The organism is Nesterenkonia maliinae (genome assembly GCF_051262655.1).
Lineage (GTDB): Bacteria > Actinomycetota > Actinomycetes > Actinomycetales > Micrococcaceae > Nesterenkonia.
Genome location: NZ_JBIMEY010000004.1, coordinates 136231 through 162275, shown reverse-complemented (window position 1 = coordinate 162275; position 26045 = coordinate 136231). Strand labels below are relative to the sequence as shown.

Genomic DNA, 26045 nt, shown 5'->3' with positions numbered 1-26045 from the left:
GTTAGCCGCTGCACTAGATGCCGGTGAAGCAGTGCGCCAAGACCACGTCCTCGACGATGAACTGCGCGCCCTGGGAACGATCGTTACCCTTGAGGGCCATGAAGCCGCGTATCCCCTGAAGCTGGATAGCTTGCAAAGCCTTACACAGCACCGGGACTCTACGAAGAAACGACCCAAATGGCTTCTTTTATCGGTGCTCCCGGGCGCTTCTGGGACCAGCACCCCAGAACGGGCGGTCGTATGGGTCAGCGATGACTATCGACCCGAATTTCTCAAACGGTTCGATGACTACTTGCACCATGAGACAAAAACGGGAAAACCTCGCCACGAGGAACTTGTAGCCAACATAGGTCGGATTCGTGCCACGATCCTGGATGATCTTTGGCAGTCCAAAGGAAGCCCGCCACAACACAAAATCGTCTGGTGGGAGGTCTGGCTCCGCAAGAGCGAAGATGGACCGACACTTCTACGACAGTTCGCGAAGTCCTGGGATCTCACGGTGTCTCCTCGACTTCTTCGGTTGCTAGATCGCGACGTTATGTGGATCCAGGCCTCGTGGGCGCGCTTGGCACCGTTGCCGTTCACTGCGGTACCCCTTGCCGAAATTCGTCAACCCGAGTTTATTGACTCTGTTGAAGATCTCGGGACGGAAGAGCAGATCGACTATGTTGAGGATCTGGTTAGCCGATTAGAGCCGGCGGGGGACCTTCAACCTGCTGTTTGCCATCTCGACACCGGCGTGGCGCGCACGCATCAATTGCTTAGGGAATCGTTCCGCCCCGAAGACCTCCACACCGTTATAGGGACGAGTGGGTTTGACTCGCAAGGGCACGGAACCAAGATGGCGGGCCTGGCGCTGTACGGAGCTCACCTGGAGGAGGTTCTCCTAGCCACCAGCCCAGTCCGTCTGCAACACAGGCTTGAATCTGTCAGGTTGCTGCCCAATGAGGATGAGAAAGACCACGATCCGGTCGCTTATGGAGATGTGACTGCTCAGGCGGTTTCACTCCCGGAGATTGCCTCAGCGAGGCCTCGCGTCTTCTGTATGCCGATTAGCACTTCGCCCGATGCATCGGCACTAGGGGAACCAACGCTCTGGTCCTCAACTGTCGATGCACTGGCCGCAGGGGTCGAAGTTGTCCGAAACGGCAATGAGTTGCTTGTGCTGTCGGCCCCAGACCCGGCTGCAGCGCGACTATTTGTGATTGCCGCAGGAAACACAAAAAAGCTCTCCCTCGAGCACCTGGATGAGTCCGATACCTCTGCAGTTGTGGACCCAGGACAAGCGTGGAATGCACTCACGGTCGGTGCGTACACGGATCTAACTCGCACACCCACGGACGTAGCATTCGCGGGTTGGGAACCTCTCGCCGAGCAAGGCGAGCTATCACCTCATAGCCGAACTTCGTTGCTCTTCGGCCCACGGCCATGGCCGGTCAAACCTGATGTCGTTATGGAAGGGGGCAATGTTCTGCATGATGGAGCCGGGATGTTTGATGCCGAGCGTCCAACTTTGAATCTCCGCACCACGGGCCACACCAATGATCAGTCACTTACTTCCGCAAACGCTACTAGTGCAGCCACAGCTCAAGTGTCCCGACTCGCTGCGTTGGTCATGGCAACTTACCCCCACTACTGGCCGGAAACCGTAAGAGCACTGATAGTGCACGGCGCCGAATGGACTCCCCCGATGCGTCGAGCGATCGATAATGCGAGGAAATCGAGTCTCCAGTCTCAACAGCGCATGCTAAGGCGTTACGGATGGGGCGTTCCAACCGAAGACAACGTCCTGTACTCCTCTAACCAGGCCGTCACGCTCATAGTTCAAGACGAATTCGCGCCGTTCGAGGGCAAAGACTTGAAGATTCCACATCTTCGGCTGCACGACCTCCCTTGGCCTCGAGAAACTCTCCAGCAGATGGGAGGAGCGGAGGTCAAACTGCGTGTCACAATCTCCTATTTCGTCGAACCCGCTGCGTCCAGGCGCGGGTGGCGTCGGAGGTACAGCTACGCTTCCCACGGTCTTCGCTTCGAGATGCAGGACCCACTCGAAACAGAGACGGATTTTATTGACCGTGTCAATCGTGCAGCGCGCACTGAAGACGGTGGCGGTCGACCTCAAGGGGGCCGTGTCGACTGGCTCGTCGGCGTAAATCAACGCAACTATGGATCACTCCATCAAGATGTTTGGGAAACTTCCGCTGGTGGGCTCGCGGATACTGGAAAGATCGCCGTGTACCCGGTCGGGGGGTGGTGGAAGAACAATGTGAGGCGGGACCGAATGGATCAACCTGTGAGGTACTCTCTTGTCGTTTCTCTCAAGACCTCCGAGACGGATGTGGATCTTTACAGCCCGGTATCGACTCTTCTGGCAGGCTCCGTTGAGGTCTCCGAGAGAACCGAGATAGAGGTATAGCTTCCAGGTTGGCTTGGCACGATTCGGGTCATCCGTCGTAGGGGACCTCCACTAGCGCTTTCCTGCCCGTTGCTCAGCCTTAAACTCTGCGATCTCTCCCCAGAATAGGGCTTGGTCACAAGTTCATCCTTCCAGGCCGACCGCAGGCAAGCCAGATCAGATGTCACCTATCAGTGCGGCAGACCCGTACGCCGTATATGGGTTGATCATGCACTTGAAGTCGAGCATGAGTGATTGCCCCATCGCGGCCGTGGCCATATAGCTATGGGGCAACCCAGCAGCGCAGACGAACGTGACGACCTTGTCGAACCACGCGGATCTTCTACCGTCCTGACCCGTGGCGCCAGTGGCCTCGATCAATGACTTCACGGTCGCCGCAGGGGCCCAGTTATAGATAGGGAACGCAAGCACGACGCCATCGGCACCGCTGAGGATCTCGTGCAGCGCAGTGAAGGAGGTGCTCTCGAACACTTGGGCGTTGTCGAAGGCGGGAAGCTCGTACTCGGCCAGATCCACGACTTCAGATCGATACCCATGCCTCCGAAGTAGTTCAGAGCTCATGAATGCGAGGTCCCGGCTTCGACTTGCCGGGTCGAGGCTGCAGGAAAACACCGGGAGGTTCAGGGCAGACATCCACCCAAAGTATCTGGTTCTGTTGATCACAGCAGTCGCGATTAGGTGTCTCCGTCGCAGAACAGCACGGCCCCGTCCGGTCCCGCCTCACCCCGGAATTGGTTATTGTCTTGCCCATGGGTAGAAGAAACTTCCTCATTGAAGGCAGTTCAGGATCCGGGAAGACCTCGGTGTGTGAGGAGCTGGTTCGGCGTGGCTACCACGCCATACACGGTGACCGAGAACTGGCGTATCAAGGTGATCCGAACACCGGTGAAGAAGTAGTCACCTCGGGGTTAGAGGTCCACCACCATCAGATCTGGCACCTCGGGAAGGTCAGCGCCCTCATTCAGGACCGTCGGGAGGAGATGACGTTCTTCTGTGGAGGTTCTCGCAATCTCAAGAAGTTTGTGGATCTGTTCGACGCTGCTTTCGTGCTCGACGTCGACGTCGAGACCCTCACGAGGAGGTTAGATGCGCGCGCGGACGACGAGTGGGGTGGCCGTGGTCGGCACACGGAACGAGATCTCATACTCCGGCTGCATCGCACGAAAGAAGATATGCCCCGGCAGAGCATTCTGATCGACGCCACTGCGCCATTGACGGAGGTTGTCGACGAGATACTGAAGAGAAGCCGAGCGGCTGGAGCAGCAGACCGATAGTCAATGGTCTAGCGAGCGACCCGCACAACAGCAATCTTGCGCTCGAGTGAATCAGTTTTGGAGCAGTGAAACGGTGTCTACGACGGTGGCGAACTCGCCATCTAGGTTCGTCGAGGTCACCATCGATAACGTCGTCGCCGACACGGTAGTACCGTCGGGATGGCTGCGGTCGAAGGTATGTGTCGCATCGATCGCGAAGTAGGTTTCGTAGCCAAGATTCCCCGCCATACGAGCGGTTGTCTCACAACAGTGGTTGGTCGTGATCCCACAGATCACCACCTGGCTTACTCGCTCCGCTCGCAGCCACGCATCCAGGTCCGGGGTTCCGTAGAAGCTCGAGTTCACCTTCTTGCGCACTAGAAGATCCGGGGCGCCGGTGATGAAGTCTTTGAACTCCCCGCCGGGGGCCCCCGACGCAAGTGGCGACTCTTGGTTGTCTGACTCGTGTTGAACGAACACCAGTGGCCACTGCCTGATTCTCCAATGCTCCACAAGGCTCACGATGTTGATTTCACATGCGAGGTTGTCCCGTGGCCCCCAGAATTCGGAATCGTCGAAGCCCTTCTGGACGTCGATGACGATCAGGGCAGGACGTATGAGCTCTTGTGCTGAAGGCGACATGTCGCCATCGTAGCTAGGCGCCCCTCTGTTGCAGGGACACACCCGGTCCAATGGCCGGTCCCCCGGCTTTCGTGCACTCAAACTCCGAGAGGTCGATGCACGGTGAGGGATCCCTTACCGTGCACTCCCTCGGCATCCCCGCGCTACGGTGGAGAGATGAGTGTTGCACGGATCCGACACAGCGCCATCGCCGCGGTCGCTGGGGCAGGTGCCCTCCTGCTCACGGCCTGCGGCAGCGAAGAACCGGCGCCCCAACCCTCCATGTCTCCGACCCATGACAGCTTTGACTCGGCAGAGGATTATTGGCAGACCGCAGAGATGTTGGGTGAGCAAGTCTTGCGCGGTGAGGTCCAGGAGCCCGTCGAAGTGCTTTTCTCCCGACGCTATGTGGAGTGGGGAGACTACGAGGAAATCGAGGACGATGTCCTGCGATTCCATTTCTATATGGGCAACTTCGCTTGCAACGGGGTGCAGTACAGGGTGGAGGAGACCGAGGACGAGGTGGCCCTCGCGGTGATCACTGGTACGCGTGAGGGCGTGGATGGATGTTCGGAGGAGGCCGTGCTGGGTGCCGTTGACGTCGCACTCGATGACCCCGTGGGTGACCGCGAGGTCGTGGACCTCAGCGGGCGCCTCTAAACACCGCCCGCCAATCGGTTCGACCTCGGTTGTTTCGCAACCCTTGGGTTCCAAGACGCATCTCCGTATCCTCGCGGACCCTGCGCACGGAACGGCGAGACCGTTGGGACGTGGTGAAACAAGCAAAACAAGGCCATCTCAGCGATGGGTGACGTGTCCCCAATCGAGAGCGTCGTTGAGAGCCCGGTCCTCGAACCCGGGAAAGTCCCTGCGCAGCGCGGCCATGTTGGGTTCCTTGTCCCAGGAGCCGGCACCCCTGCGGATGCCCTCTTCGATCAACGCATCAGATCGGCGCACCTCCTCGTCGATCTGCCCACGAAGGAACCGACTCCCCAACGCGTCGACAAGGTCGATCTGGCCCAGTCCATACTCTCCAATATGCCCGGAGTAGCGGCGGTTGTAATAGTGGAGGGCAAAGACTGCATTGAGCGCGTCCATCTCATGCGCTTGAGCCACGAGCGCCGCGCGGCGAGCCCACACCTCCGCCCTGTGCCCATGGATCCGGGTAAGGGCTTCGTCAAGCGCGAGTTCGTAACGCTCCAGAGGTAGGTCTGGGATGGTGTCTGACATCTGCTTCAGCGCCCCAGCACGGTCCGATTGCCCTACAACCATCCGGCGGCCGTTGTGCCAGGCGGCCACGCGCAGCCTGGTGTTGCGCTCGGCTTCGGTCAGCATTCTCGGCTGAGCCTGGGGCCGGTCGCTGGAGGAGGCCTTGGGAAGATGGAGAGCGCGGTTGCGGCGAGGGCGGATGACCAACCACGCACCGAAGGCGCCCAGACCGGCCATGCGGACCAAGTACGGAGTCTCAGGGAGAACCAGGACACACACTGCGCAGACGATGAGCATGATGAACACCGTCTTCTGCATCGAGGTCATCATCTGCCAGGCAAGCTGCCAATTCTTCATGCACGTCCTTGTCACGATGGTGTCTGCCTGGTCCTCGGCCGCGGGCCTCGCACTGCTGCTCAGCGGTGGATCATGTGGCCCCAGTCCAGGGCGTCGCTCACCGCCCGGTCGTTAAATCCGGGGTGGGCCTGGCGCAGGTAGGCAGCGTTGGGTCCGTGATCCCAGGAACCGATGCCCATGTCGATACCCTCCGAGATCAGGGCGGAGGCACGGGCAGCCGCCTCCTCGATAACCTCCTGCGGGTACAGGTCACCCAGAGCCCCGATGATGTCGATGGATCCCAGGCCGTACTGCCCGATATGCCCCGAGAACCGGGCGTTGGAGTACCGGAGAGCGAAAACTGCATTGAGTACATCCATCTCTCGGGCCTCCTCGACGAGCTTGACCCTCCTGGCCCGGACACCAACCTGAGACTCCTTGATGCGTGCCAGAGCCTCGTCGAGCTCAAGTTCGTAGCGCTCCGGAGTGAAGCCCGGGACAGTGCCCCGGAGCTCCTCGAGCGTGCCAACACGGTCGGTCCTGCCTTCGATCATCCGGGTGGCCCGGAACCAGGCGGCACTGCGCAGCCGTTCCTCCCGACGCTCGGGCGTCTCCTGCGCATCGGGACTCCCACGGCGCACCGATGTCTTCCGTCCTGGGGGGCGATGGGCCTTGTGCCGCGAGGACTCTCGGAGGTTGACGATGTGGCCGACCCCTACACCGAGCAGGACGCCAGCGGCCAACCAGGCGAGCTGCCAATCCAGCAGGGCAAGCACCGCGCCGACCAGCACGCCAAGGACCAGACCCTTCTGCCTCGGCTCCAACGATCGCCAGGCATCTTCTTTGAACACCCGTCGAGTCACAGCACTAGCCCTTCTCATAAGCGCAGCCGGTGAGCACTGAGGCATCCTCGAACTGGGCGAAATCCATGACGCCGACCTCGAGGCCGCCAGCACCAGATTACTCATGCCTGTCCGCACTTCGAGTGAATTCCTGACGCGACTCGCTTGGAACCCGCATCCCCCGATCATTCCGGGCGGCGACCTGAGGGGCCTGTCTGCTGAACGTGCGCTTCACCGTGACCGTCTCATAACCCTTAGGTTGCAAGGCAGCGAGATGCGACACCTCTCCCCGCCTAAGATCCGCGAAACTCCGCAGCACCGACTTTTCGAAGAGTCTCGCAACGGTGTCTCGAGAAGTTCGTGTACTCCTCATGAGTTGTGGGACACCTCTGCTCGAAGTCGCGCTGGAAGGCGTTCAAACAGGGCATCATCTATCTATGGACTATTCCGATCTATACGTAATTGCCGGAACTGACTTGGGTGAATTCGTTGCAGCCTGGGTCTCCGATCTTGAATCCGGCGGAGGCCACGGTCGCGGCCTATTAGAGCACGCCTATACAGATCCGCACGTTCAAGAGCGCTACGAGTACGGTGCCCACTACATGTTCTCCAACATCGGCCCCCGCGCGAGCCAGCCCACCGCGACACCTCAGGAACTACTTCTCTTCGCCGCTATGGCTGTCTATCAATATGCAGACTTTCCCAACGCCGATCGCACAGTGTGGGACGGAGAAGCAGCACACGTGCACCGCGCCTTCGCCTACGTCCACGGAATTGGCCAAAAGGAAGCGGCTCGCCGACTCCGGGATGAGGTCATCCGCCGCAGTGTGCGCCAGAGGCCACCCGAGTTCGAGGCGATGCTCAAGCGCTCACTGAAGCATGATCCATCTCGGATGGCAGCCCATGACCAAGAGATGGCCTCGATCGATTCGCGCAGTTTTCGCGCCGCCGAGCTGCTCGACCCAGACGGCAACTTCGACGAAGAACTAGCCGCTTTTTCCTCTTGACCACTGGGTTCAGCCGCACTCATCCCACGCAAGGCTTTGCTGGCTAGTGTCGACGGACGTCTGGCCTCCTGAATCCACGCAGCCAGTGACCGGTGAGGGATCCCGCGGCGGGCAGTCACAGGTGAACCAATATGAGTTTTCCTTGAATGGCCTCAGTCGCCTCAAGATGATGTGCCGAACTGCCGTCGATACTGAGACGGCGAGACTCCAAGCGATCGAAGGAAGTTCTGCCGCAACGTGACAGCGCTTCCGAATCCACACCTCGCCGCGAGGTGTTCGATACTCAGGTCTGTGGACTCCAGCAACCTGCGCGCCTCGTTGAGACGCTGCGACATCACCCACACCGCCGGGGTCATTCCCGTCACGGACGGAAAATCACGCACAAATGATCGAGGGCTCATCTGGGCCTTCTGCGCAAGGCGCCGAATCGGAAGAGGCTCATCCAAATGTTCCAAGGCCCATGTCATCGCCAGTGTCAGCTGGCCCTCTCCGGCGTTCCCGGGAAGTGGACGTTCAATGTACTGGGCCTGGCCGCCTTCCCGATGCGGGGCGATCACCAGACTGCGGGCCACCGCGTTGGCCGCTTCAACCCCCAGGCGGGAACGCACCAGGTGCAGACAGGCATCCAGCCCGGACGCCGTACCTGCGGCTGTCAGCACGTCATCATGATCGATGTAGAGAACCGTCTCATCGAGTTCTAGACCCGGGTGGCGCTGCGCGAGCAGATCGAATGCCTGCCAATGGGTGACAGCAGTCCGCCCCTGCAAGAGACCAGTGTCCACCACAGGTATGGAGCCCAGGCACAGTCCGACAATCGTGGCCCCACCATCATGGGCTGCCCGCAGAATCCGGAGGAAGGAGTCACCGGTGGGACGTGCATCGGTGTGCCAGGTGGGAACGACGAGCATATCGACACCTCTCACCATCTCCGGACCGCTCACCCGAGAGATCTCGTACCCCTCCGCAGTGGTGATTGATCCTGGCTGGTCACTGAACAGGAATGTCTCCCAATCCGCGATTCCCTGACGCGCGACTTCAGCGAAGACCATCTGGGGCACTGAGAGGTGGAACATCGTCGCTCCGGTGAACGCGTAGATCCCGATGCGCATGCGAACTCCCTCGACCTCATGAGACGGCGTTTGGCTAGAACTCATCGTATAGCGGCTCATAAGCCACTTGTGCGTGTCGTGACACGCTTGAAGTATTGGAAGAGGCCCTGATCGGGACCTAGTACATGCCCTCAAACGTGTGGAGAATCCCATGAATTCAATTCGTCGCGCCTTGGTCATCGTCGATGTTCAGCAGCAGTACTTCTCCGGTCCCCTGGAGATCCAGTACCCCCCGCATGCTGAATCTCTGCCGCGCATCACCGAGGCGATTGACGCTGCCCATGCAGCGGAGATCCCGGTTCTTGCCATCCAGCACACCGCTGGCGAAGGGGCACCGGTCTTCGACCCGTCGACCCCGGAGTTTGAACTCCACCCGGACGTGGCTGCGCGTCGGACCGAGAACTGGAAATCAGTGGTCAAGAAGTTTGGCTCCATCTACGCCGAGACTGATGTGGCCGGCTGGCTGCGCGAGCACAATATCGACACCGTCACCTTGGTCGGTTACATGACCAACAACTGCATCCTGGCCTCCGCCGTGGAAGCAGAGGGACTGGGCTTCAACACCGAAGTCCTCTCCGACGCCACCGGCGCGATCAACCTCGCCAACGAAGCAGGCGCCGCCGACGCGAAGACCGTTCACACGACCCTAATGTCGCTGCTGCACTCAAACTGGGCCTCGGTAGCGACCACCGACGCGTGGACCAACGCTTTGTCGGCTCAAGAACACCTGGGCGGAAGTGACCTTGGAAGCTCTGCAGTCGCCGGAGCTCAGAAGTTCTCCTGACTCCAGTAGGGCGGCGCTCAGCACATTCGTGTGGGAACCCCAGCATCAGTGCTGGGGTTCCCGACGTGCGCCCGTAAGACGGTCGCTCACCGGGCACTCCCCCACCTCAAAACCAGCCTAAGCAAACGCTGGATTCGGAGTGAACGTATAACCCGCCCGATTAAAAGCACGGTCAAGGTCCCCTAACTGCAACACGACAACCCACGACCCAGAAGCAGCGATCAAACACTCACAACGCCTGTCAAGAACTGAGCCACCGAACCCGCACGGCCCCGAATCCTTCCCCACAGGGCGCAGCCAATGGTTGAATCCCGAGAGACCGCACTACCCAAGTCGTGGATAACTCAATCGGTCTCAGGGCGCCCTTGCACCGGATGCGACCCCGGGACCAGTAACGGGGCCGTTTCCCATGCTCGATCACCCCACCGCGGACCGAAGCTTCTACGAGAAGATGCTCGCGTCCCACACGCGCCGCCACGGCAAACCCGACCCCCAGCAACGACATAGGCTCAGGCAACTAGCCGAGAATCTGGTTGAGGAACTCGGGGTCATGGTCGAGTACTCGACCATCGCTCGAGGACATCCCCCGACGGCATGGACAGCCTCACGGCGAAGCGCCTCGTGGTCAGCGAGTATTTCAACATCCAAGGTGATCCGACGCTTCATCACTCACCCCGAGAACGACGACTAAGCGATTCGAGACCTCACAGTGAACCGCTCCGGGTTGAACGAGGACCCCGACCCCTCCCAATACCTGGCACTCCTGCGAATCGAAGTCTCCTGGAAGATGCACCCCACCGCATGCTCGCTCTCATCGATCACGAGAGATTGACATGAGCGCTCCAATCCCAAACTCCCCTGACCGCTCAGCACCTGACCCAGCAAGGCCGCGCCGCACCACGGGAGGACAGAGCGAGAACTTCCTCGAAGATCACCACGGCTTGCTGAGCCTGCTCCAGGCGAGTGAACTTGTGACCGGAGACCTAGACCTCGACGAAGTCCTCCACCATCTCGCAGAGTCGGCTCGCACACTGGTGGACGCACAATTCGCGGCCCTCGGCGTCGTGGATGACCAGGGCGCGCTAGAGCGGTTCATCCACGTCGGGATGTCTCCTGAGCTGGTCGAGCAAATGGGAGCCCCTCCCCAAGGACTCGGCGTTCTCGGCGCCGTACTCACAGGAAACCAGCCCATCCGGGTGCAGAACCTGGCACAGGACCCCCGGTCGGTGGGCGCACCCCTGAATCATCCCGACATGCAAGCCTTCCTCGGTGTACCCATCAAGATCCGCGGCAGCACCTACGGCGCCCTGTACCTCACCAACCCTTCCGAGAAGGCCTTCACCGAACAGGATGAGGCCCTGGTCAAAGCCCTGACGGCCACCGCGGCGACCGCGATCAACAACGCAAGGCTCTACAAGCAATCATGTCGAGCGCAAGAACTCAGTGCAGCACTGAGCAACGTCTCGGCGAAGCTCCTGGACGCCGAGGGCGATGAGGTCTTCGGCATGCTCGCTGAAAGCGTTGCTTCTCTGACCAATGCGCAGTTGGTCAGCGTCGTGGTCTCCGAAGCTGTCGGCAAGGAGCTCCATGTGGACACGGCTCGTGGAGCCCGTGCCGCGCGGATCGAAGGCACATCGGTCCCCTGGATCGACTGCGTGCTCTCCCGCGCCATGGAAGGCGAGCCAGGCATGACCCCGGAAGGGGGAGACGAACCGGTTCCTTTCGCCGATGACATTCCAAGCGCCTCGATGGTCGCGGTACCTCTGATCGTCGATGGTGACCGGGTGGCCGCCCTGTGCGCCACCCGGGCGGCGACAGAAGCGCGCTTCACCACAGACGATCTTGCGCTGCTTTCAGACTTCGCCACCCAAGCAGGGCTCGCCGTGGCCCTCGCCTGGGCCCGAGCTGATCGGCAACGACTCGAGATGGTCCAAGAACGTGCCCGCATCGCCCGCGACCTCCACGACAACGTCATCCAACGCCTCTTCGGCACCGGACTCGGACTCCAGGCCCTGGCCTCGACAGACCCGAAGCACGCCACCCGGATCGAGACCCACGTGACACAGATCGATGACGCGATCGCTGATATCCGCACCGCGATCTTTGCCCTCGAGACCCAGGCCCCCTCTCAGAACATCAGGCACCGGCTCCTTGAAGTCGTCTCAGAACTCTCACCCAGACTTTCCACGATCCCGCGCATCGTCTTCACCGGACCAATCGACCTCATCCTGGATGACCAACTGGCCGACGATGCCGTCGCGGTGCTCCGCGAATCGCTGAGCAACGCCGCACGTCACGCCCACGCTCAGACCGTCTCGGTCGAGATCACCGCCAACGAAACACAGATCAGTATCACCGTTGACGACGACGGCGTCGGACTCTCCCAGAGTCCCGTCCGCCGCAGCGGGACAAAGAACCTGCACGCCAGAGCTAGGGCTCACGGCGGCGACTTCCACCTCACCCCACGCAGCTCTGGTGGCACCCGGGCCTGCTGGCAGGTACCGGTCAACCCTGTCGGGCTCACATGACTAGGGTCTTCCTCGTCGATGATCACGAGATCGTGCGCCGCGGCATCGTAGCCCTCATCGAGGCCGAACCCGGCCTCGACGTCGTCGGGGAATCCGCCACCGCCCGGGGCAGCCTCGCCCGTATCGCGGCGATACGTCCTGACATCGCCGTACTGGATGTCCAGCTGCCCGATGGCAACGGCATCGAACTGTGCCGCCGCATTCGCTCGGCGCACCCGGAGATCCCCTGTCTGATCCTCACTGGGTTCGACGACGACGCCGCCAGCATCGCCGCCGTAGTCGCTGGCGCTTCTGGCTATGTGCTCAAGAACATCCAGGGCAGACATCTGGTTGACTCGATCCTGCGGATCTCTCAGGGCGAGAACCTGGTCAGCCGCGACCTGGCCCACCGGGTGCATTGCTTCCTCACCGGTCAGGCCCAGGCCAGCGCACTGAGGAACAGAGCCCCACAGGTCCATCTGAGCCTGCGCGAGTCCCAGGTCCTGAAACTCATCACCGAAGGCCTCACCAACCGTCAGATCGGTCAACGACTGGGCCTGAAGGAAAAGACCGTGAAGAACTACGTCTCAGCACTTCTGGCGAAACTTGGGAAGGACCGCCGCACCCAGGTCGCCGTCTACGGTGCGACGATGCGCGGCGCCCCGGGCGCGGATTAGACCCGCACCTTACACTGCGCCACGTCGAGCTCATCGGAGTCGCACTCGGCTGAGGCTACAAGTCTGCGGCGGCTGCTGCGGGACCTATGGCCCTAGAGGTCGTCGAACGAGACGAGGACAGTGGGGGCAGGCCTACAACACTGCGGGCCGGGACTGGAGGACCTTGTCTATGCAGACCCCATCACCGACCACACCCTCAACGGACCACACGATCACTGCTGCAGTCCGCGCGGAACTCGAATGGACACCTGACCTAGACGCCTCCAACATCTCGGTCCACGTAGAAGACTCAACAGTGACGCTCACTGGCATCGTGGGGACCTATTCCGAACTTCTCGCCCTGGACCGGATCACTCGACGCGTCCGGGGCGTGACCTCTGCGGTCAACAACGTGACCGTGGACCCGGTGGGATCGCGGTGGGTCACGGATTCAGATATCCGCAGAGTCGTCGAGCGCGCCCTGACCTGGGCCACCACGGTCCCTCGAACGGTCAAGTCTCGGGTGCTCAACCGCCACGTGACCTTGACCGGTGAAGTGGATTGGGACTTCCAACGCGCGGCGGCGCAGCGGGCAGTAGAAGACCTTCGCGGGGTGAAATCCCTGGAGAACCAGATCACCCTGACAGCTCGAACACCAGTGGAGAACGCGGAAGAGCGCTTGAAGAACGCCATGTCCCGAAACCCGCAGATCGACGCCCGGGGTGTGACCGTGACCATCGTGGATCACACCGCTACCCTCACCGGCCATGTCTCCTCTCTGGCGGAGAAGAAGCAGGCAGGACTCGCGACCTGGGCCTGTCCGGACGTAACCCAGATCGAGAACCGTCTGGACGTCCGTGCCGAACATCTTGGAACAACCCCCGACGGTCTCACCCGTTGACGTGCCCTCTATGCAGCTTCAGCCCTGCGCGACTGACACCACACATTCCAGCCACTTCAGAACATGACCTGCGGCTCAGCCGAAGCCAGAGAAGGACCCACCGCTTGTGCAAAGGCGTCCGATGAACTTTCACACCCGCTCAGCTCCACGGCCCCTCGCCTTCGACCTCGCCACTCGAGACCTTGGTGTGCAGGTCGGCTTCGACGGCTCGACCGGATCACTGCTCGCGCTGCACTACGCAGCCCTGGAAGCTCAACGCAGTCAGCGAGTGCTCACCGTGATTACCGTGACCAGCGCACCCCTGCCGATCTACACCACGCTAGGGGCCTTACTGGGGACATCCCAAGCCCAAGCCATCATCGACGCTGCGAAGATCGTGCTCAACGATGCCCGCAGATACCTGCAGGACTACCCAGGCCAAGTCATGTACCGGACCGGACAAGGAGATGCCACCGCGGTACTTGTGGAACTCTCCGCCACCGCGGAGCTGACCGTCCTTGGAGTCCACGGCCGCGGTGGGTTCCTTGAAAGGGCCCTCGGCTCCGTGGCTTCCGCCCTGCCAGCCCACGCGCGCTGCCCCACCATCGTGGTGCCCAGGGAATACTCGGTGCGCCTCACGGAAGGTGATGCGCGTTTCGCGCCTCAGCGAGACCGGCGTCCAGTGATCGTGGGGGTCGATGGGTCTGAGTACAGCCAAGTCGCGATCCTGCATGCGGCCCAAGCTGCCCAGGACCGTGACGCACCCCTGCACCTGCTCATGACGGCGCCCTCCCTGGAAGGCTGGTTGGACTGGTCCCCGGACCTGGAGCGGCACCCGGACTCCGGTCACGAAGGAGCCACCAGCCTCAGACAGTCACAGATGCAGAGCTCCCTGCAGGCAGAAGAGGCGTGGGTGACCCGACACTTTCCATCGTTGACCGTTGCCGCGTCGATCAAACCGGGGAATCCGGTAGCTCAGCTGAGTAAGGCCGCCCATGAGGCGCAGCTGACCGTCCTGGGCACCCGAGGTCGCAGCGGATTCACCGGGGCACTCCTGGGATCGGTCTCTCGTGGGGTGCTCCTGCGCGCAACCGGTCCAGTCATGGTCGTCCCCAACCTTGAGGACGAACGACTCAAAGATCACCCCCGGGACCCATACGTTGGAACCATGCTGACCGATCCCTTAGGGGCTCCACCAGAGGTGCACATGAGGTAGAGCCCGAGGCCTCTCGCTCACACCGCCTCTTCTCCCGGTCAGACCCAGAGGTGGGATCACGGCGGTGAAACCAGGGATCGTTCATGCACCCGCTCGAGGGAGAACTGCTCTCGCTCCGTAGCCCCTGAAGCTCAGCTTGGGACTTGAGCTAGAACAGTGAGGGACCAAAGCCCCTTCACCGGGGTCCGGCGGGACAGTTGAATGTATAAGTAAGGCATATCCTCCAGTTGGATCACCGAATCGCCCTCAGAGAGTCTCCTTGCACCGGACACGACCCTGAGAGCAGTGAGGAACCGTTCCTATGCTCGCTCCAACCACCGCGAATCCCCGCCCCCGAGTAGATTCCCCTTGGACACTGGACCGCTTGGCTTCCCCGAGGATGTGGTCCTTATGGCGGTAGACGCTGGGCCGGCCTTCGACCTTCGAGCAGCCTACGCCGCACACGGGGGCGTGCTGTTCTCGTTTGCACTCCACGCGCTGAGCGACCAAGTCGAGGCAGAAGACTGCGTCCAGGAGACGTTCGTCCGAGCGTGGCGCAACAGAGATCGGTACAGCAGCTCCCGTGGTTCGGTCCGGACATGGCTCTTCGCGATCGCGCGCAACCTCGTCATCGACTCCTTGAGGTCTCGTGCCCGCCGGCCCGTACCTTCTGACGCGGAGAAGATCGAGTGGGCCACCGAGCCAGTGACTGAAGACCTCCGCATCGTGGAGCGGTTGGCCCTCTACGAATCCCTGGCGAGGCTCACTTTCGAGCACCGTCAGGTCATCGCCGCCGTGCAGCTGCAGGGTGAGAGCTACCAGGAATTATCAGAACAGACAGGGGTTCCGGTCGCGACGTTGCGGACGCGGATGTACTACGGGCTGAGATCAATGCGGATCGCGCTGGAAGGAGACACCCACGATGACCGAGATGCCCTCACGGCGAGAAGAACTCCTCGCCGCAGCGCTGACGGGAGATCTCAGTAACGACGAACAGCGCGAGTTCGACCAGGCCCGGGCGGCAGACACCTCGATCGATGCGGAACTCGCAGAGCTGCGCGCCACCGCCGCTCTCATGCAAGCGTCAAAGCTGACCTGGCGGGAGGAGCCCCCACCTTCTGGTCTCGAGGAACGCATTCTCACGGAAACATCAGAAGCAGACCGGCTTGCTCGCTGCGATGGAGACGGGGACTCCGTACCGGCTTCAACGTCATGACGCGGCGGTCATTCTGACCCTGCACCGCGTTGAAGGAGTCAACTGTGCGAGCTTCGGTGTCGCTAGAGGATCGCCCTGTTCCACGCCACAAGCTTCGCTGTCGCCATCGCGGTCCGACCCCCAGCCCGGGCTTCTTGGACCACCTGAAGCTTCTCCGCGATTACCGTGGGGCGTGACGGTGGCCGACCGAAGCAGGTGCCGCGGTGCCTCGCCGCGCTGACCCGCGCGTACCCCAAAACCTCATGGGACAAGAACGCCCAGAGAACCGCGCGAAGGGTCATTTCGAGAAAAATTGCGTCGAGATGGCTAACTAGGACATCGCGCGTCCCGGATTCACGTGCCGCCGAACGCAGGTAGCAGAGCTCTAGCGGCGTGTCTTATAAAACTACTGTTGAATGAGGCTCACTCGGCTCATAGTTCTCAAGCAACTTTGTCCAAAACCCCTACGACCAGCACGACCCTTGGTGAACCTACGCAATTTACCCAAAGCAACTGTGGCGCACCGCCGACTTCACTGGGACCACGTGATGTCCCGACGATGAGCCTCACCCGTGGGCAGACTCTCCCCCTGTGCCACCGTCATCTGCCAGTGCATCTCGCAACGATCGCAATCCGTAGTACATTCGCGTCCGCAAGGTCGCCACTAGAACCCCGGTCTGTTCTGACAGCTCTTGATACCCCACGCCGTCCAATTGCACTGCGACTATGACCTGGCAATGCTCATGAGTCAGGGTGGCGAGGGCCTGGTAGAGGGTCAGCTGTTCCACGATGCGCAGGTCTTCGGACGTCGGTTCGCTCGCCCACTCCAGCTTCTTCTGATCCGTGGGTGTCGGGCGCCGAGATCGGGTCCGCAGCGAGTCGATCACGAGATTCCGCGCGATCGCGAACAGCCATGTGCGCACCGAGCCACGCGAGCAGCTGTAGCGATCTCGGTTCCGCCAGGCCCGGATAAATGTCTCCTGGACACAGTCTTCAGCTTCGGCTCGGTCACTCAGAGCATTGAGCGCAAAACGGAAGATGGCGTCTGCGTGTTGAGCAAAGGCTTTCTGGATATCAAAGGCGACGTCATCGGTAGAATCCATCCCGATCACCAACTCGCGCCCTCAGCGACGCCAAGTGGCTTCCATACTCGACGAGGCTGCCAACGCCAGCTCCTAGCCCCTTGCCGAGACGGGGTACTTGCCGCATTCTGAGCCTCCAGGCCTTAGGGGAAGCATGCAGCCCTGAACAAGTCGACGGGCGGAGCCCATCGCCTCCCGACATGAATGAGCGAGACAGGGCCTTCTTCGAACTTTTCACCAGGTTCCCGGCCGATGACCTCAGGCGAGTCGATTCCGGGACGTCACGTATCCCGGGAGCCTCAGTCGCCACCACGAACAGCTTCCCGCCGGCGCTGCGGTTTCTCGTCGGGTGACCGAGCATCGAAACGACCTTCCTGGTACCTGGCTCGAACTCCGTGTGGTGGGGCTGACCGGATCAATTTGACATTACAAATTTCAACTAGATTCCCCAATAGTAACTAAAGTCTATATTCTGTCAACAGGCTTGTCAGTACGGTGCTCGAAAGATCGCAAAACTGACGAATATGCCGCCCGATTGGCGACGCAGCCAGAGATCACACATCTAGGGCACCGAGCCCGTCTTCCGCTCCGGTGCACCCCGGCACCACACGGGACACCGCTCTGCACGAAGAGGCGCCGCCAAACGGCGGAGCATATTTTCGTGACTTGCGTGCGAAGCGCATCGTCACGTGTATTTTGCACCTGCTACTTCGCTCGCTGACTGGGGTAAGAGCAGCCACAGAGAGACTCCAGGGCCACTGACCACGTCGTTGCGGATCACGACGCTAGAAGGCCGCCAACTTCCCCACCACCGAAAGCCCCTGGGACACAGGGCCACCAAGGCTCCGATGTTTGCGGCACGGTTGAAGTTGTGGTCCCACACGATGGAGGACGACCCGATAGTTCGCTGCCGGACCGTCTTTCAGGCCGCTTTCAGAAATGACGCGTCACGACGACGATGACGGGGACCCCGAGTCGCGCCCGGGGTGGCCGGTGTGGCCAGCTTCGATGGTTTCAGCCAGGATGCGCTCCTCGAGTCCTGCCGGCAGGCTCTCTTCACGCCAAGTCATGTCCGCCGCATCGAGCCGTGCGATCACTTCACGAAGCTCCTCGAGCTCCGCGTCAATCGCGGGGTCTGCCGCCCGGGCACGGTCGAGATCTTGCCACTCATCCTCGTGAAGGCTCCCGGTCAGCGCGCCTGCGATGAGACTCTCCCGCTGCGAAGGAATACCCTCCATGATGAGCCTTGCCTCTCAAATCTGCTCCAAGAATGATTCCCACCAGCAATACATTTGGGATCCAATTATATAACAGGCGATCCAGCCCTGGAGAAACCTGAACAACACGCGCATGCGGGGCTACCAACACAGCAGAACACACTCCACGATGATGCCCAGCGGGTCAAACATGGTGACGCCGGCGCCTTCTTCTCCGATTCACGCCAGGAACACCACCGGCACAGAGACGGTTCCGCACCATCGCGTTCTACGACCCTTAGAACCTAGACCCTGGTGGGTTTTTACTCCTCCGAGGCTTCCCCGCACACGGTTCCCGATTTAGAATTACCGCACAGTCTGGATTTTGGCTCCTCGAACCAGGCTGTTTCCTTTCAGGGAACACGAGGGCCAGGCCCCGTTGGCTACGCATCAGGTCGGCGGGGCTTCCTCTTGAGCTGACACGATGAACCCCAGGACACTCTCCATCCCGTCCGTCGCGAGCCAGCTGACCTAGCTCACGATGAGGGCTCCCCTGAAGACGTTGAGTGTCCCGGAGGGGGCCAGGTGCGGTCCACCACCCCGGCGAGGAGCGGCCCTCTCTCCACCTTGGGCGAGAACCCCGGTAGCTGTGTGTGCGGATGAGCCTGTTACGTGTCACCGCTTCCGCATGGCGGCGTGGACGATCAGAACTGCCGCAATGAGCAAGAAGATGGCGCCAACAACGGCAGTGACTCCCGTCAGCCAGTCCCATATCTGCGTCATCTGCTCCACGGCGTCAGCGTATCCGGAGACGCCAATTGAATACATCAGACCATAGGATGAGAATCCGAGTTCTACGCTGCACTGAGACGCGCTTCTTAAGGAACCAACGAAGTAGGACCATTGGTCACCCCAGGGAGCTTCAGGGCAGCTTCGCTAGGAGTTTCCCTGTGACCCGCAGCGACAAGACCCGACTCCGGCGGCATATCAGAACCTGGTTTTCTACTGGTGGGGACCTGAAGTGCTGGTTCTTTGCTGTGGACTACAGTTTTCGGGTTATGTGTTGTCCGCTATGCCTTCCACAGCATGGTTCTGTAGGAGCGGATTCGAGGGTGCGGTGGGCATTGCCGGGCTCTCAATGGAACAGTGAGGTTTTGAGATGGCCCAGAAGGTAGAAGTAGTTCTCGTCGACGATCTTGATGGCAGCGAAGCGAAAGAAGCCGTGACTTTCGGTCTGGATTCTCGCTTCTATGAGATCGATCTCAGCGATGACCACGCGAAGGAACTGCGCGAAACGTTGAAGAAGTACGTCCGCAAAGGCCGCGCGACCGCGCCACCGTCGCCGCAGAATGAAGCTCGCCAGATCCGCCAGTGGGCAGTGAAGAACGGCTACCAGGTATCTGGTCGGGGTCGGCTGCATCGAGACATCGTTGAGGCATACCGCAACGCCAAAAACCGCTGACCGTTCACAGACTCTTCCAAGATGGGCCTGGGGGCGACGATTCGTCACTCCCAGGCCCTCTTCATCTCCAGCGGCACTTGCTCATAGGGACGAGGGCTATTCGGGCTCCCTGGGGGAGCTTCGCTGTTGGCTTGTCGTCTTTGGACGCTTAGTGCCCACTCCCCCGGAGACTTGATGGGGGTGAATGTAGATTATGGGCACGTCCACCCGGTGGGGCGGTGACGAGCCCAATCAAGTCATTGCCGCCCGGAAGGTCCAACCCGAAATGGAACCTCCATGCCCCCTCTCAGCCGGCCACAGCACGAAGCCACCCCCGCAGCGCCAGCCAGCCCCCGCCGCGGTGGCGCGCTGGTCATCGGCTGCGCACTGATGCTGGCTCTCTCGGCATGCTCACCCGGCCAAGACGCAGAGCCCTCCGCCGGCGAAGAGGCAGCCCCGGCAGCCGTTGAATCCGAGCCGGGCACAGCGGAGACGACCGAACCAGCGGAACCCTCCGAACCAACGGAGACCGACGCAGATCAGGACGCCCAGGAAAGCCAGGACGCCGGCGAAGCGGACGTCACACCGACACCGACTGAGACCGAGGCCCCCGAAGAAGAGAGCCCCGAAGCCGCCCCCGAGGCGGCACCGCCGGCGTCCTTCGCGATCCCGGCCATCGATGCGGGTTCGGACCTTCTGCACCTTGGACTGCGGGAGAACAACACACTCGAGGTCCCGCCCGGTGATCCGGGCTCACCGGCCAGCTGGTACACCGGCTCCCCTGCCCCGGGAGAGGCTGGTCCGGCAGTGCTGCTGGGCCACGTCGATGACTCCCTGGGCCAGCCCGGGGTCTTCGCCGACCTGCCTGCTCTCGTGGAAGGCGATGAGATCACCGTGGATCAAGAAGACGGTGAGACCGCCACGTTCGTGGTGACCAAGGCCGAGCAATATGGCAAGAACACCTTCCCCACGCTGGAGGTGTACGGCAACACCGAGGATCCAGAGCTTCGGCTGATCACCTGCGACGGCTATAACGAAGCGACCGGAGAGTATGAGGACAACTACGTGGTCTACGCGACCCTGGCCGGCTAGCTCCGCTCAGGCGCGGGGCGAGGCTCAATCCCGGATGACTGGCAGGTCCCAGCAGCCACCAGCACAGAAGACACCTGGTCATTTGGGCTTGATACAGGTTTAACGAGACGGCGCGTTCCCCAATTAATGACTGAAAGTTAGACCATCGAAATATTTAGTCGTTATGAGTGATCTGGGTTACTATCAAAGCGTCGCATTCGGGGCCCTGGATGCGAGAACCACTATCTACGCCATCGACTTCTACAAGATGGCAGTTCAGACCCTTACCGGTATCGAGAACGCGGGCATCCCCGGCTGAAGCCAATCGGTGAGCCGAGTAAGTTTTCCTGGAAATTCTCCATCCGATCCTGATCTCGTTCCGAACTCCGCATAAGCGGACTGTTCGACGCCATGATCAGAGGCCGTACGGTCACATCACTTTGACGAGGAGTCACCACATGCGCACTTCCAAATTCTTCGCTGTCCCCACCCTGGCCCTTGGCGCCATCCTGCTCAGCGCAGGCCCAGCAATGGCCCACTCCGATCACGGCGGAGCCAGCGACGGCGCAGCTACCTCCACCTCCAGCGAGTCCTGGTCCTTCCAGACCAGCCTGGACCCTCTGAACAACTCCGGCACCGTCGGTGACGTCCTCATCGAAGGCCAGGGCAACCAGGCCACCGTGTACATGACCGTCGAGGGCGCAGCTGAGACCTTCATGGACGGCCCCTTCCCCCACGCCCAGCACATCCACTTCGGCGCCCAGGGCCAGTGCCCCGGCCCGGATGCTGATGTGGACGGCGATGGCGCCATCAACGTCGAAGAAGGCGCACCCTTCTACGGCGGCATCGGCACCTCCCTGACCACCGAGGGTGACACCTCACCGGACTCCGGCCTGGCCGTGGAGCGCTTCCCCGGTGGCAGCAGCTACACCTACGAGCGCGACCTGGAGATCTCCGATGATGTGCTCGCCTCCATCGTTGATGGCACCGGCGTCGTCGTGGTCCACGGCGTCGACCCCACCCTCCTGACTGAGGAAGCCGCAAACAAGCAGTCCGAGCTCGATGAGTCCCTGCCCAACGCTGCGACTCTTCCCGCAGCCTGTGGCACGCTGACCGCCTCGCAGATGGGTGAAATGCCTGAAGGCGGCGCCGACACCGGCGTCTCCGGCGGCTCACAGAGCAACGGCATCGCCATGGCCGCCGGCGGCGGAGCACTCGCCCTCGGCGCCATCGGTGCCGGCGCGTACTTCATGCGCCAGCGCACCGTCGAGTCCTGATCCGGCACGCCCGACCAGCAAGATGAGCGACCTCCCCCGCGGGGCGTGACTCATGGTGCTGAAACGGCGCAGATCCCGATGAACGCATGGCGGTGGCCCTACAGATCCCTTTCGGTTCTGTGGGGCCACCATCATGTCGCCCCCCAACTGCTGCGCCTTTCCGGCACCCGGCGGAACGCCGCATCCTCAGACCCGGTCAAGCGGTACTTAGCTCTCCGAAGGATGCGGCACCTCACGGCCCTCCTCACCGGGGATCCCCACGCGAAACTCCGAACCCGCTGCCCCCAACCCTCCCCAGCCCAGACCAGACCAAGAATGTGAGCTTCAGATCCCATGTTCTCCTCCCCCGCCCTTCTCCTTGTGACGCGGTGCCTGGCCCTGGCCAATCTCATCGCACTGGGGGTTCTCTTTGCTTCGGCAGGTCTTTACGTCCAAGACTTTCGCGGACTCGATGTCCATGGCGTGGCAGCCGTCGGACTTCACATCACCTCTGGAGCACTGGCACTGGCTCTCGTTCTCCGCGTGTGGTGGACCAAAACCGGGCTGGTCCCTATGGTCGCCGCGGTGTCACTATTTGGTCTGACATTCCTCCAGGCTCTCGTGGGCAGCGCGATGACACTGATGCTTCATCTCACTGGAGCTTTGGTACTCGCTGCGATGGCCACGTGGCTCATTGCTTGGGCCTTCTCCCGCGAGCGTCGCGACGACGCCCGACGTTCGACTGAATTTCGTAGCCGTTATCCAGAAGGAGCACACTCATGAACACCCTCACGCGAAACACCCACTGGAGACGAACTCTCCTGGCCCCTGTCGCTGCCGGAAGCTTCCTGCTCCTCTCCGCGTGCGGGCAAGGGGCAGACCAAGATCCAGAAGCTCCCGAGTCCGAAACGGTAGAAGACACCGAGAGCACTCAGGAGACCGACGCCGCGCAGGCAGAGGACGAGAACTCAGACACAGATGCGATCACTACTGATGACAGCGAAGCCGAAGGAGAGCAGGAACCTTCTGACGAGGTCCTGACCATGGACCAAGTCGAGGAGAACGATTCTCCCGACTCCTGCTGGGCAGTGATGGACGGGACCGTCTATGACCTCACGGACTGGATCGAAGATCATCCAGGAGGAGCCGATCGGATCGAAGGCTTGTGTGGCACCGACGCAGCAGAAGCCTTTGACGCTCAGCACGGCGGCGATGAGCGACCAGAAGGACAACTGGCCGAATTCGAGATCGGCACCCTTGAGGGCTGATTGATGCATCTCGGAAGCGACCAGGGCTATCGCACTTGACCCCTTTCGCCTGGAACTAGCCGGGCGTCGCGTCTGTGATCTTTCGCCGAATCTGAGGATTACGACAAGTTAGTGAGACGAACCCCGTCTCAGCGAGATGTCATTCCCCATGTCAGCGACCGACGCGTGTGACAAGATCCGCGGGATCCTACAGCAGCCGCCGCCCATCCAGCTCAGCGAGCAGAGCTCTCCACTGAGACACTGAGGCCAGCGCCCGCTGAGGGATCGCTCACCGGGCACTCCCCCTGCCCGTGACCCGCGCGTATTGTGAATCGCAGCGATAGCAGGCGGACCTTTTTCAACGAAAAATGACACCGCCTCGTCCCTAGGTCATCCATTCACAAGACCTACGGCCAACCGGGGAGCTCGTCTGCCGCGGAGGTGATCGCACGGCTTTCACGGGAGGGGTGCCAGTCGGAAGGCATGTGCGCCAACACGCCCTCGCTGAGGGGGTCGTTCGGGGGCCATCTCTTGGAACTATCTGGCTTCATTTGAGGTCAAACGCAGTGCAGCATCTCTAGACAGAGACGGTCCTAGTCCGAGGTCGTCGGTTCAGGCTTGGGCAAGCCTTCGAACGACTCGAGGGCTTGCCGGTAGTCGTCTTCGACATCGGCGGGCACTGTGGTCACGCCATAGCTGATGCTGACTGATTGTCCCGGCAGATTGACGTCGGCACGCACGTCCGCCGCGTCTCCCGAGGGATCCTTGGCTACATCAGTGAGCGTCACGCTCACCCATTCAGAGTTGTTGGAGGACGTGGCTGCCCACTGCCAGTACTCATCTGGATCTGTCGTCCCATACTTCTCAAACAATTCATCGCGCCACTGTTCCTCGTCCGGACGCGAAGACGACGCGTGGTGGAGTTCAAGGCCCTCGAGACCGTAGTCGGTGAGCACCTCATCAATCTGCGTCAGCACGTCTCTCCATGCGCCCGGACCGGTTGGGACTCCGTCGCTCATCCTGCCGACGGAGTTGTACGTCATCAGGTAGGACTCGCCCCCGTATCCGTTTCCCTCCTGCTCGAACCACCCTGGCTCGCCCTCGGTCATCCAGTCGAATCCATACTCCTCGCTCAGGACTGTCTCGATCTCAGTGAAGATGCGCTGTTCGCGGTTCTCCGCATGCTCAGGTCTCGGAGCGGAGAGTATCGACTGGGCGTCGGTGTTCGCGTGTGCGGGGTAGTCGCTCCAGCTGATGGTCCGTTCATCGCCGGAGTCGTCCACGATCGTTGTCTCTGGGGACGACGAGCAGCCGGCCAGGCTCGCGGACAGGGCAACAACGGCCAGGGCCGCTCCCCACGATTCCCCGATTGATCCTGACGAGCGCCTCTTCGTCTCTGTTCCCATGCTGCGACGCTACCTCGGAGCGTCTTTTTTGCACATCACCCTCTCGGATGAGCGGTGCGGGTACGACGTCCATGCTGGGAACGTGTCGGCATCGCCGGGACGCTTGTTGGAGCCGTCCCAGTTCCTTGGTTGTGGGACACGCCTCCAGCGGAATCCTTTCGGCCGATGACGTGAATCGCGGTGACAAGTGGCGGTCTATTCGCAGCGTTCGATGTCACCCCGCTGCGCGCAAGACGATCCCTCGGCGCACACTCATCCTGAGTAAGAATGACCCGATCCTTGTCAGGAATGGGTCAGCCTGATCGCACGCTGAGTTCGTCGCTTTAGTCGCCGTCGAGCGTCCCGACAAGCTCGGAAATCTTCACGGCAATGTCTTCCTTGGAGTCTTCTGACGTACTCAGCCCACCACGCGATGCGAGCGTTGGACTGACCTGGTCGAGTTCCTCGAACGTGACACGATGCAGGACTGGCACCAGGAGGTTGCGACGCAGGAGAGCACTAAGTTCGCTGCCTGCGACGCTCCGGTCAGTTCGTAGACGATCAAGCATGGCGGGCGTCACCAACACAATGCCGACTCGCGAACTAACTAGACCCTTGTCGATGGCTGCCCGCATGTCCGTGCCGAGCGTAAGGCTCACCTCGCTAAACCACACTGACAAGTCCTCGTCGAGAAGCAGGTCATAGAAATCCTTAGCATCATCTCGACGGTCAGCCCAGGCGTGGCAAAGGAATACGTCGTTGGACTGCGTTCGTGCCTCGACCGCCGTGCGTACGTCCTCGAGGTCGCGGACCTCTTGCGGCGTGTAGGAAACGGTCGAAGTGCTCGGCGACCAACTGGGACGGGCGGTGCGACGTCCTCCACTCCCTCCCGCGCTACCTGTCGGGCTCCCAACTCTGCGGACGGGAGTGACCGACGACCCGTAGGACGGATACGACGGCCTGGAGTAACCATATCCTCCGCGCCCTCCGTGAACCGGGCAGCTGGCTGCTCCACTCGACGTGCGGTGGCCTTGCGAAGGGGCTGTGCAATTGGACATGTGGTTGATGCTACTGGTGCACGACGTCCCAAACTAGGGATCTACCCACTCGGAACCTAGTTTCGACAAGGCTTTGGGCGATGTCACCAACGAGCAGAAGACACCCCTCGCAGAATGCAGTTCCGGAACCGGGAAGACTTCGTCCCGGGAGGGGCGGATACAAAGCCATACACGGAGACTGGACATAGCAGATCACGACGTCCCAGACGTCGCACGATAGCCGGTCGGTCATCGTGCGCGATCGGCTTAGTCGAGGCCCTGCCCCCTTGTCATCGCTGGGATGCCCGTTTACCCCGCCC

Annotated in this window: 23 protein-coding genes; 14 read left to right on the top strand and 9 right to left on the bottom strand. The window is 61.3% G+C overall.

Annotated elements, in window-relative coordinates:
• The first annotated feature begins 31 nt into the window (after nt 1-31).
• On the top strand, nt 32-2416 hold the full coding sequence (locus ACHAA4_RS09595; RefSeq protein ID WP_435773951.1) for a S8 family peptidase: 2385 nt from the start codon (nt 32-34) through the stop codon (nt 2414-2416).
• Between the two features lie 156 nt (nt 2417-2572).
• Here ACHAA4_RS09595 and ACHAA4_RS09590 read toward each other — a convergent pair whose 3' ends face one another.
• A complete protein-coding gene (locus ACHAA4_RS09590; RefSeq protein WP_435773950.1) occupies nt 2573-3049 on the bottom strand; it encodes an NADPH-dependent FMN reductase in 477 nt (158 codons plus the stop codon).
• 116 nt (nt 3050-3165) lie between these two features.
• Here ACHAA4_RS09590 and ACHAA4_RS09585 point away from each other — a divergent pair, with 116 nt between their 5' ends.
• A complete protein-coding gene (locus ACHAA4_RS09585; RefSeq protein WP_435773949.1) occupies nt 3166-3690 on the top strand; it encodes an AAA family ATPase in 525 nt (174 codons plus the stop codon).
• Between the two features lie 51 nt (nt 3691-3741).
• Here ACHAA4_RS09585 and ACHAA4_RS09580 read toward each other — a convergent pair whose 3' ends face one another.
• The gene (locus tag ACHAA4_RS09580) at nt 3742-4311 is read right to left on the bottom strand and encodes a cysteine hydrolase family protein (protein WP_435773948.1); all 570 of its coding nucleotides are present in this window, start codon (nt 4309-4311) and stop codon (nt 3742-3744) included.
• A gap of 156 nt (nt 4312-4467) precedes the next feature.
• Between ACHAA4_RS09580 and ACHAA4_RS09575 the strand changes: the two genes are divergently transcribed.
• A complete protein-coding gene (locus ACHAA4_RS09575; RefSeq protein WP_435773947.1) occupies nt 4468-4950 on the top strand; it encodes a hypothetical protein in 483 nt (160 codons plus the stop codon).
• Nucleotides 4951-5088: 138 nt separating this feature from the next.
• On the opposite strand, the gene ACHAA4_RS09570 is transcribed toward ACHAA4_RS09575, so the two are convergent.
• Nucleotides 5089-5856: a hypothetical protein gene (locus ACHAA4_RS09570; RefSeq protein ID WP_435773946.1), complete on the bottom strand. Its 768-nt coding sequence runs from the start codon at nt 5854-5856 to the stop codon at nt 5089-5091.
• A 59-nt stretch (nt 5857-5915) separates the two neighbouring features.
• Complete coding sequence (locus tag ACHAA4_RS09565) at nt 5916-6686, bottom strand: hypothetical protein (RefSeq protein WP_435773945.1); 771 nt, start codon at nt 6684-6686, stop codon at nt 5916-5918.
• A 428-nt stretch (nt 6687-7114) separates the two neighbouring features.
• Between ACHAA4_RS09565 and ACHAA4_RS09560 the strand changes: the two genes are divergently transcribed.
• A complete protein-coding gene (locus tag ACHAA4_RS09560) occupies nt 7115-7684 on the top strand; it encodes a hypothetical protein (RefSeq protein WP_435773944.1) in 570 nt (189 codons plus the stop codon).
• A 161-nt stretch (nt 7685-7845) separates the two neighbouring features.
• Here ACHAA4_RS09560 and ACHAA4_RS09555 read toward each other — a convergent pair whose 3' ends face one another.
• Complete coding sequence (locus tag ACHAA4_RS09555; RefSeq protein ID WP_435773943.1) at nt 7846-8793, bottom strand: GlxA family transcriptional regulator; 948 nt, start codon at nt 8791-8793, stop codon at nt 7846-7848.
• A gap of 151 nt (nt 8794-8944) precedes the next feature.
• Here ACHAA4_RS09555 and ACHAA4_RS09550 point away from each other — a divergent pair, with 151 nt between their 5' ends.
• The 6 genes from ACHAA4_RS09550 to ACHAA4_RS09525 all read left to right on the top strand — a co-directional run bounded on the left by ACHAA4_RS09550 (nt 8945) and on the right by ACHAA4_RS09525 (nt 15802).
• A complete protein-coding gene (locus ACHAA4_RS09550; protein WP_435773942.1) occupies nt 8945-9577 on the top strand; it encodes an isochorismatase family protein in 633 nt (210 codons plus the stop codon).
• Between the two features lie 833 nt (nt 9578-10410).
• Entirely contained in the window at nt 10411-12105 is a 1695-nt protein-coding gene (locus ACHAA4_RS09545; protein ID WP_435773941.1) for a GAF domain-containing sensor histidine kinase, read from the top strand.
• A complete protein-coding gene (locus ACHAA4_RS09540; RefSeq protein ID WP_435773940.1) occupies nt 12102-12761 on the top strand; it encodes a response regulator in 660 nt (219 codons plus the stop codon). Before ACHAA4_RS09545 ends, ACHAA4_RS09540 begins: the two co-directional genes overlap by 4 nt.
• Before the next feature lie 169 nt (nt 12762-12930).
• The gene (locus ACHAA4_RS09535) at nt 12931-13641 is read left to right on the top strand and encodes a BON domain-containing protein (RefSeq protein ID WP_435773939.1); all 711 of its coding nucleotides are present in this window, start codon (nt 12931-12933) and stop codon (nt 13639-13641) included.
• 121 nt (nt 13642-13762) lie between these two features.
• A complete protein-coding gene (locus ACHAA4_RS09530; protein WP_435773938.1) occupies nt 13763-14836 on the top strand; it encodes a universal stress protein in 1074 nt (357 codons plus the stop codon).
• Nucleotides 14837-15184: 348 nt separating this feature from the next.
• Nucleotides 15185-15802 (top strand): sigma-70 family RNA polymerase sigma factor, encoded by a 618-nt coding sequence (locus ACHAA4_RS09525; RefSeq protein ID WP_435773937.1) that lies wholly within the window; start codon nt 15185-15187, stop codon nt 15800-15802.
• Nucleotides 15803-16576: 774 nt separating this feature from the next.
• Here the strand turns inward: ACHAA4_RS09525 and ACHAA4_RS09520 are convergent.
• Complete coding sequence (locus tag ACHAA4_RS09520) at nt 16577-17113, bottom strand: RNA polymerase sigma factor (RefSeq protein ID WP_435773936.1); 537 nt, start codon at nt 17111-17113, stop codon at nt 16577-16579.
• A 926-nt stretch (nt 17114-18039) separates the two neighbouring features.
• Nucleotides 18040-18330, bottom strand: a complete 291-nt coding sequence (locus ACHAA4_RS09515; protein WP_435773935.1) for a hypothetical protein — start codon at nt 18328-18330, stop codon at nt 18040-18042.
• Nucleotides 18331-19447: 1117 nt separating this feature from the next.
• Between ACHAA4_RS09515 and ACHAA4_RS09510 the strand changes: the two genes are divergently transcribed.
• The 4 genes from ACHAA4_RS09510 (at nt 19448) to ACHAA4_RS09495 (ending at nt 23324) form a co-directional block, all read left to right on the top strand.
• The gene (locus ACHAA4_RS09510) at nt 19448-19750 is read left to right on the top strand and encodes a histone-like nucleoid-structuring protein Lsr2 (protein ID WP_435773934.1); all 303 of its coding nucleotides are present in this window, start codon (nt 19448-19450) and stop codon (nt 19748-19750) included.
• Nucleotides 19751-20026: 276 nt separating this feature from the next.
• On the top strand, nt 20027-20821 hold the full coding sequence (locus tag ACHAA4_RS09505; protein WP_435773933.1) for a sortase domain-containing protein: 795 nt from the start codon (nt 20027-20029) through the stop codon (nt 20819-20821).
• A 437-nt stretch (nt 20822-21258) separates the two neighbouring features.
• On the top strand, nt 21259-22077 hold the full coding sequence (locus ACHAA4_RS09500; protein ID WP_435773932.1) for a GVDTG sorting domain-containing protein: 819 nt from the start codon (nt 21259-21261) through the stop codon (nt 22075-22077).
• 758 nt (nt 22078-22835) lie between these two features.
• A complete protein-coding gene (locus ACHAA4_RS09495; RefSeq protein WP_435773931.1) occupies nt 22836-23324 on the top strand; it encodes a cytochrome b5 domain-containing protein in 489 nt (162 codons plus the stop codon).
• A 572-nt stretch (nt 23325-23896) separates the two neighbouring features.
• Here the strand turns inward: ACHAA4_RS09495 and ACHAA4_RS09490 are convergent.
• Nucleotides 23897-24709 carry a hypothetical protein gene (locus tag ACHAA4_RS09490; RefSeq protein WP_435773930.1) on the bottom strand — a complete coding sequence of 271 codons (813 nt, stop codon included), beginning with the start codon at nt 24707-24709 and terminating at the stop codon, nt 23897-23899.
• A 323-nt stretch (nt 24710-25032) separates the two neighbouring features.
• Nucleotides 25033-25746, bottom strand: coding sequence for a toll/interleukin-1 receptor domain-containing protein (locus tag ACHAA4_RS09485; RefSeq protein ID WP_435773929.1), 714 nt, complete (start codon nt 25744-25746; stop codon nt 25033-25035).
• Nucleotides 25747-26045: the final 299 nt, after the last annotated feature.